6 protein-coding genes are annotated in these 6614 nt (G+C 72.3%); 3 read left to right on the top strand and 3 right to left on the bottom strand.

Annotated elements, in window-relative coordinates; translation table 11 throughout:
- The 3 genes from groL to VH969_RS11980 all read right to left on the bottom strand — a co-directional run.
- On the bottom strand, positions 1-1395 hold a 1395-nt coding region (gene groL, locus VH969_RS11990), incomplete at its 3' end, for a chaperonin GroEL (RefSeq protein ID WP_331973777.1).
- 173 nt (positions 1396-1568) lie between these two features.
- A complete protein-coding gene (locus VH969_RS11985) occupies positions 1569-2825 on the bottom strand; it encodes a serine/threonine-protein kinase (RefSeq protein WP_331973776.1) in 1257 nt (418 codons plus the stop codon).
- 150 nt (positions 2826-2975) lie between these two features.
- Positions 2976-3620 (bottom strand): AIM24 family protein, encoded by a 645-nt coding sequence (locus tag VH969_RS11980; protein WP_331973775.1) that lies wholly within the window; start codon positions 3618-3620, stop codon positions 2976-2978.
- A 141-nt stretch (positions 3621-3761) separates the two neighbouring features.
- Here VH969_RS11980 and moeA point away from each other — a divergent pair, with 141 nt between their 5' ends.
- The 3 genes from moeA to pssA all read left to right on the top strand — a co-directional run.
- Positions 3762-4967 (top strand): molybdopterin molybdotransferase MoeA, encoded by a 1206-nt coding sequence (moeA, locus tag VH969_RS11975; RefSeq protein WP_331973779.1) that lies wholly within the window; start codon positions 3762-3764, stop codon positions 4965-4967.
- Positions 4968-5247: 280 nt separating this feature from the next.
- Complete coding sequence (locus VH969_RS11970) at positions 5248-5964, top strand: phosphatidylserine decarboxylase (protein ID WP_331973774.1); 717 nt, start codon at positions 5248-5250, stop codon at positions 5962-5964.
- 57 nt (positions 5965-6021) lie between these two features.
- On the top strand, positions 6022-6614 hold a 593-nt coding region (gene pssA, locus VH969_RS11965; protein WP_331973778.1), incomplete at its 3' end, for a CDP-diacylglycerol--serine O-phosphatidyltransferase.

The raw sequence follows: 6614 nt of genomic DNA, 5'->3' as shown, positions 1-6614 counted from the left end.
CTCCACCACGACGCCGCCCTCGTGGCCGGCGTTCACGGCGATCTGCTTGAGCGGACCCTCGACCGCCACCTTGACGATGTTGGCACCGGTCGCCTCGTCGCCGGTCAGCTTCAGGCCGGCGAAGGCCTCCTCGGCGGCGTGCAGCAGAGCCACACCACCACCGGCGACGATGCCCTCCTCGACGGCGGCCTTGGCGTTGCGCACCGCGTCCTCGATGCGGTGCTTGCGCTCCTTCAGCTCCACCTCGGTGGCGGCACCGGCCTTGATCACCGCAACACCGCCGGCCAGCTTGGCCAGGCGCTCCTGCAGCTTCTCCCGGTCGTAGTCGGAGTCGCTCTTCTCGATCTCGGCGCGGATCTGGTTGACGCGGCCCTGGATCTGGTCCGCGTCACCGGCACCCTCGACGATCGTCGTCTCGTCCTTGGTGACGACGACCTTGCGGGCGCGGCCGAGCAGCGAGATGTCGGCGTTCTCCAGCTTCAGGCCCACGTCCTCGCTGATGACCTGGCCACCGGTGAGGATCGCGATGTCCTGCAGGATCGCCTTGCGGCGGTCGCCGAAGCCCGGCGCCTTGACGGCGACGGACTTGAACGTGCCACGGATCTTGTTGACCACCAGGGTCGCCAGGGCCTCGCCCTCGACGTCCTCGGCGATGATCAGCAGCGGCTTGCTGGCCTGCATGACCTTCTCCAGCACCGGGAGCAGGTCCTTCACGGCCGAGATCTTCGAGCCGAACAGGAGGATGTAGGGGTCCTCCAGCACGGCCTCCTGACGCTCCGGGTCGGTCACGAAGTAACCGGCCAGGTAGCCCTTGTCGAAGCGCATGCCCTCGGTGAGCTCCAGCTCCATGCCGAGCGCGTTGCTCTCCTCGACGGTGACGACGCCTTCCTTGCCGACCTTGTCGAGCGCCTCGGCGATCAGCTCGCCGATCGTGCGGTCAGCGGCGGAAATCGAGGCGGTGGCAGCGATCTGCTCCTTGGTCTCGACCTCCTTGGCAGCCTTGTGCAGCTGCTCGGTGATCGCCTCGACGGCCTGCTCGATGCCGCGCTTGAGCGACAGCGGGTCGGCGCCGGCGGCGACGTTGCGCAGGCCCTCGCGCACGAGCGCCTGGGCGAGCACGGTCGCGGTGGTGGTCCCGTCACCCGCGACGTCGTCGGTCTTCTTGGCAACTTCCTTGACGAGCTCGGCCCCGATCTTCTCCCACGGGTCCTCGAGCTCGATCTCCTTCGCGATGGAGACACCGTCGTTGGTGATGGTCGGCGCGCCCCACTTCTTCTCGAGCACGACGTTGCGGCCCCTGGGGCCGAGAGTCACCTTGACGGCGTCGGCGAGGGTGTTCAAGCCGCGCTCGAGTCCGCGGCGGGCGTCCTCGTCGAACGCGATCAACTTGGCCATTGCGGTGTAAGTCCTCCGTTTGGACGTCACATTGCTAGGCCAGGCTCGGTGCCCGCGACGGACGGCTGGCGAGCCAGCCTCACCGTCCCGACCTCGTGTGTACTTGGCACTCGGTACAACCGACTGCTAGCACGTGTTTAGCACTCTACCCGGGCGAGTGCAAGAAGCACAGGTCAGCCCCCGCCAACGTTTCCGACCCGGACGGACGGGACCGAGTGCTCGGTCGTCGTGGTCTGCTGGCTCCCGCCGCCACCACTGCCCTCGTCGGACGAGGTGAAGAACAGCACCGCCGCGACGATCAACCCGATCGCCACGAGCCCGACGATCACCGGCGCGATCCAGCGGTTGCCGCCGCCGGAGTCGGTCGAGGTGAACGTGTTCGGCCCGATCGGCGAGGGCGGGCGCAGCCGCACCGGCTCGGCCGTCGACGAGTGCGTGCCGGCCGGCAGCCGGTGCGGGTACCCGCCCGGCGGCGTCGGCGCGGGCGGCCGGGGCTGGAATGGCCGCTGACCGGTCGAACCGTTGGTGCTCGGCCGGGGTCCGGCCGGCAGGGGCGGTCCGGTCGGCGGTCCGGGCAGTGCCGGGCCGACCGGCGCGACCGGGGCGGCGAGCGCCTGGCGGGCGGCGGCGATCAGCTCGCGGCAGTTCTTGTAGCGCTCGCCCTGGCTCTTCGCCATGCCGCGGCGGACGACCCCGTCGATGCCCTTCGGCAGCGACGCGTAGTCGGTCAGCGCGGGCACCTCGCGGTTGAGGTGGCCCTGGATCACGTCCGGCACCGCGCCCTTGAACGGCGCCCGCCCGGCGAGGCACGCGAACAGCACGCAGGCCAGCGAGTACTCGTCGGTGCGCCCGTCGACCGGCTCGCCGCGCAGGTGCTCGGGGGCGGCGTAGGTCGGCGAGCCGAGGAAGTCGCCGCCACGCGTGCGGTGTCCGGTGGCGCCACGGCGGGTGAGCCCGAAGTCGGCGAGGTAGATGTGCTCGGCGGCCGACTCGCGGCTGGTCACGAGCACGTTGGCCGGCTTGACGTCGAGGTGCACGAGGCCGCGCTCGTGCAGGTTGTCCAGCGCCTCGGCGACCTGGCCGAGCAGCGCCACCGCGCGGTCGGGCTCGAGCGGCCCGGTCTTGATCAGGCTGGCGAGGTCGGAGCCGTCGACCAGCCGCATGGCGATGTAGAGCAGCCCGTCGACCTCGCCGAAGTCGTACAGCGGCACGACGTTCGCGTGGTCGATGGCCGAGGTGTTGCGGGCCTCGTCGACGAACCGCTCGCGGAACTCGGGGTCCTCGGTCAGGTGCTCGGCGATGACCTTCAGCGCGACCTTGCGGCCCAGGCGGACGTCCGTGGCCTTGTACATCACGCTCATGCCGCCCTTGCCGAGCACACCGTCGATCCGGTAGTGCCCCAGGCGACGCCCGGTGAGGTCCTCCGCCACTACACATCCCATTCATTCGTCGGGGACGTTCGCGCCGGCCGAGCGCCCCGCAGCTCGGCCGGGCCGTTGCGCCCGTCCCTCGCCTCGGACGAGCCTAACGTTCGACCTGTCCGCCGTGCGCAGGGTTCGTCTCGATCCGGAACCTGGCCGTTACCGGCCGCCGCCGCTGCTCGCGAGCCAGGCGGCCATCGCGCGCGCGTTGCGGGTCTGTACGAGCAACTGACCCGGTCCGGCGAAGTCCAGCAGCAGCCCGTCCCCGGAGCGCACCGACTGCGGCAGCTGCGGGCTGACCGCGCGCAGCCGGCTCTGCGTGTGCGCGGTGTAGGCGAGCAGGTAGCTGGGATCGACGGTGAGGAGCTCGCCGGCCTCCAGCGGCAGCACGTCGAGCGAGCCGCAGCAGGCGAGCACGATGGCGCCGTCGCCGGAGACGTGCTCGAGGAAGCCGACGTCCGCGCCGAACAGGTCGCGGAAGCCGGGCCACTGCGGGTCCGGCCGCACGGTCGCCGCGGCCGCGAGCCAGCTGTTGCGGGCGACGCACCAGCCGGCCGTGCCATCGAGCTGGAGCGTGTGGACGTCGCCGGGAAGGGCCGGTGCCACGTCGACCCAGCCGCCCTCGGCCGGCGCGGTGAACACGGCCCGGCGGACCTTGCCGCGCGACCCGCCACGGGCCGGCGCGATCAGCACGCCGTAGCTGGTGGCGAGCATCGCCGCGAGGTCCGCCTGCACCGCCTCGCCCGGGGCCAGCAGCAAGCGGGCGACGCCGAACGCCGGTGTGTGCCGAGTCCGGACCTGCACGAGCCACCCTTCCGGTCGTGTCGCCGTGTCGTCGTCGTGTCGTCGTGTCGTCGTGTCGCCGTGTCGCCGTGTCGCCGTGTCGGTCGACGAGCCATGCGCAGTCTGGCACGCGGGTCCCGCGGGCAGCCGCCGTCGTGCAGGATGCAGGGCGTGACCACTTCGCTGTCGGTGGACGACTACCGCGCCCGGATCGCGTCGCTGGTGCCGCCCGCGCCGGTCGTGCTGCTGCCGACCGACGAGTGTCTCGGCCGGGTGCTCGGCGCGGATGTCGTGGCGCCGGTCGCGCTGCCCCCGTTCGACAACTCCGCGATGGACGGCTACGCGGTCCGCGCGGCCGACGTCGCCGGCGCCGAGCGGCACGCGGCGGTCGCGCTCCCCGTGCCCGTGGACATCCCGGCCGGGCGGACGGACATCGTGCCGCTGCTGCCGAGCACCGCGCACCGGATCATGACCGGCGCGCCGGTACCACCGGGCGCGGACGCGATCGTGAAGGTCGAGGACACCGACGGCGGCGTGGAGCGTGTGGCGGTGCGCGCGCCGGTCGAGCCGGGCACGCACATCCGGCGCGCGGGCGAGGACGTGGCCGAGGGCGCGACCGTGCTGCGCGCGGGGACGGTCCTGGGCGCGGCGCAGCTGAGCCTCGCGGCGGCTGTCGGCCGGGCGGAGCTGCCGGTGTACCGGCCGGTCCGGGTGCTGGTGCTCTCGACCGGCACGGAGCTGGTCGTGCCCGGGAATCCCTTGCTGCACGGGCAGATCTACGAGTCGAACAGCGTGCTGCTGGCCGCGGCCGTGCGCGAGATCGGCGGCACGGCGACGGTGCTGCGGGCCGTGCCCGACGACGTCGAGCAGTTCCACGCCGCGGTCAAGGCGCACCCGGACGCCGACGTGCTGGTCACGTCCGGCGGCGTCAGCGCGGGCGCGTACGAGGTCGTGAAGGACGCGCTGACCGGCCGGGGCGTGGAGTTCATGCGGGTCGCGATCCAGCCCGGCGGTCCGCAGGGGTCGGGTCGCTTCGGCGAGCTGCCCGTCGTCTCGCTGCCCGGGAACCCGGTGTCGACGGCGCTGACGTTCGAGCTGTTCCTGCGGCCCGCGCTGCTGTCGGCGATGGGGCACGCCGAGGTCGACCGACCGCGCACCCGGGCCGCGGTCACCGAGGACCTCCGGTCGCCGGCCGGCAAGCGGCAGTACCGGCGGGCGCGCCTGGACGGGTCGTCGGTGACGCCCGTCGGCGGGCCGGGGTCGCACCTGCTGGCGTCGTTCGCCGCGTCGGACTGCCTGATCGAGGTGCCCGAGGACGTCACCGAGGTGCCGGCGGGTGCCGACGTCGAGATCCTGCTCCTGCGTTGAGCCGGCGAACCGCCGCGTCGGGCGCGATCGTGCTGGTACGGCAGCCTGGCGTCGGCGACTGTCGGTGACAGGTCACGCACAGTTCGCCATTGCTTACCACACGCGCACGGTCGTACACTCACCGATGCCCGTAGGTCCACCGGCCGGCGGTGCATGTCGTCGGGGGATGCACGGCCGGCCGGAGTGCTAGCGACTCGGCTGCCGATGATCACCCTCTGCACAGGGCGTAGCGTGGTCCGTGTCCGACCGACCGCACACGTGCGAGGAATGTCCGGCCACAATGACCGAATCCCGTGAGCCGCTAGGCGGCGGCAGGCTCGCCCACATCATCGCGTTGACCAGGAGCGTCATCCCGCCCATGCATCCGGCCGGCCGGCCGTTCGTGTTCGGCGCGGCGGCCGCCACCCTGGTGCTGCGCCGCCTCTCCCGGCGGCTCGGCTTGCTGGGCGCGGTGCTCACCGGCGGTGTCGCCTGGTTCTTCCGCGAGCCCAAGCGGGTGACGCCGGCCCGCTCCGGCGTAGTCGTGTCCGCCGCCGACGGCACCGTCTCCCAGGTCGTGCTCGCGACGCCGCCGCCGGAGCTCGGGCTCGCCGGCCGGGAGTGGCTGCGGGTCAGCGTCTTCCTCTCCGTCTTCGACGTGCACGTCCAGCGCGTGCCCGTGGCCGGCGAGGTCCGCCGCGTCGAGTACCAACCCGGCAAGTTCCTCTCCGCCGACCTCGACAAGGCGAGCGAGGAGAACGAGCGCAACTCGATGCTGCTCGCGACGCCCGAGGGCCGGGAGGTCGCCGTGGTGCAGATCGCCGGGCTGGTCGCGCGGCGGATCGTCTGCCAGGCCGCGGCCGGCGACAAGGTCGCCGCCGGCGAGACCTACGGGCTGATCCGCTTCGGCTCCCGCGTCGACGTCTACGTGCCGACCGACGCTCGCGTGCTGGTCGAACCCGGTCAGCGCACGATCGGCGGCGAGACCGTGCTCGCCGAGCTCCCGGTGGTGGGCTGAGTGGTCGCCCGGTCGCCGGGCGTGCGGCTGCTACCGAACGCCATCACGGTCCTCGCGATGTGCGCGGGCCTGTCCGCCGCGCAGTTCGCCCTGTCCGGCAACTACCTCGCGGCCATCGCGGCCATCGCGGTGGCCGCCGTGCTCGACAGCCTCGACGGCCGGATCGCCCGGCTGCTCGACGCCACCAGCAAGATGGGTGCGGAGCTGGACTCGCTGGCCGACGCGATCTCGTTCGGCGTCTCCCCCGCGCTCGTGCTCTACATCTGGAAGTTCGAGGGCAACCGGCTCGGCTGGGTCGTCGCGCTGGTGTTCGCGGTCTGCATCATCCTGCGGCTCGCACGGTTCAACACGCTGCTCGACGACACCGAACAACCGCCGTACGCCAAGGAGTTCTTCGTCGGCGTGCCGGCGCCGGCCGGCGGGCTGCTCGCGCTGCTGCCGCTGATCCTGACGGTGCAGATCGGCCACGACGGCTGGTGGTCGTCGGTGCCGTTGGTGATGGTGTGGACGGTCGCGGTCGCGGCGCTGCTGATCAGCCGCATCCCGACGCTGTCCCTCAAGACGATCAGGGTGGCGCCAAAGCTCGTCGCGCCGCTGCTGGTGCTGGTCGGGCTGCTGGCCGCCGCGGTGATCACCTACCCGCTGGTGGC

The sequence above is a fragment of the Actinophytocola sp. genome (genome assembly GCF_036555685.1).
In the GTDB taxonomy this organism is placed as follows: Bacteria; Actinomycetota; Actinomycetes; order Mycobacteriales; family Pseudonocardiaceae; genus Actinophytocola.
This window is presented reverse-complemented; position numbering and strand designations above follow the sequence as displayed.

Bases quoted from the DNA above. Each gene is read 5' to 3' on its own strand.
- moeA (WP_331973779.1), top strand. From the start codon at position 3,762: ATGCAGGGCGTGACCACTTCGCTGTCGGTGGACGACTACCGCGCCCGG.
- VH969_RS11970 (WP_331973774.1), top strand. From the start codon at position 5,248: ATGACCGAATCCCGTGAGCCGCTAGGCGGCGGCAGGCTCGCCCACATC.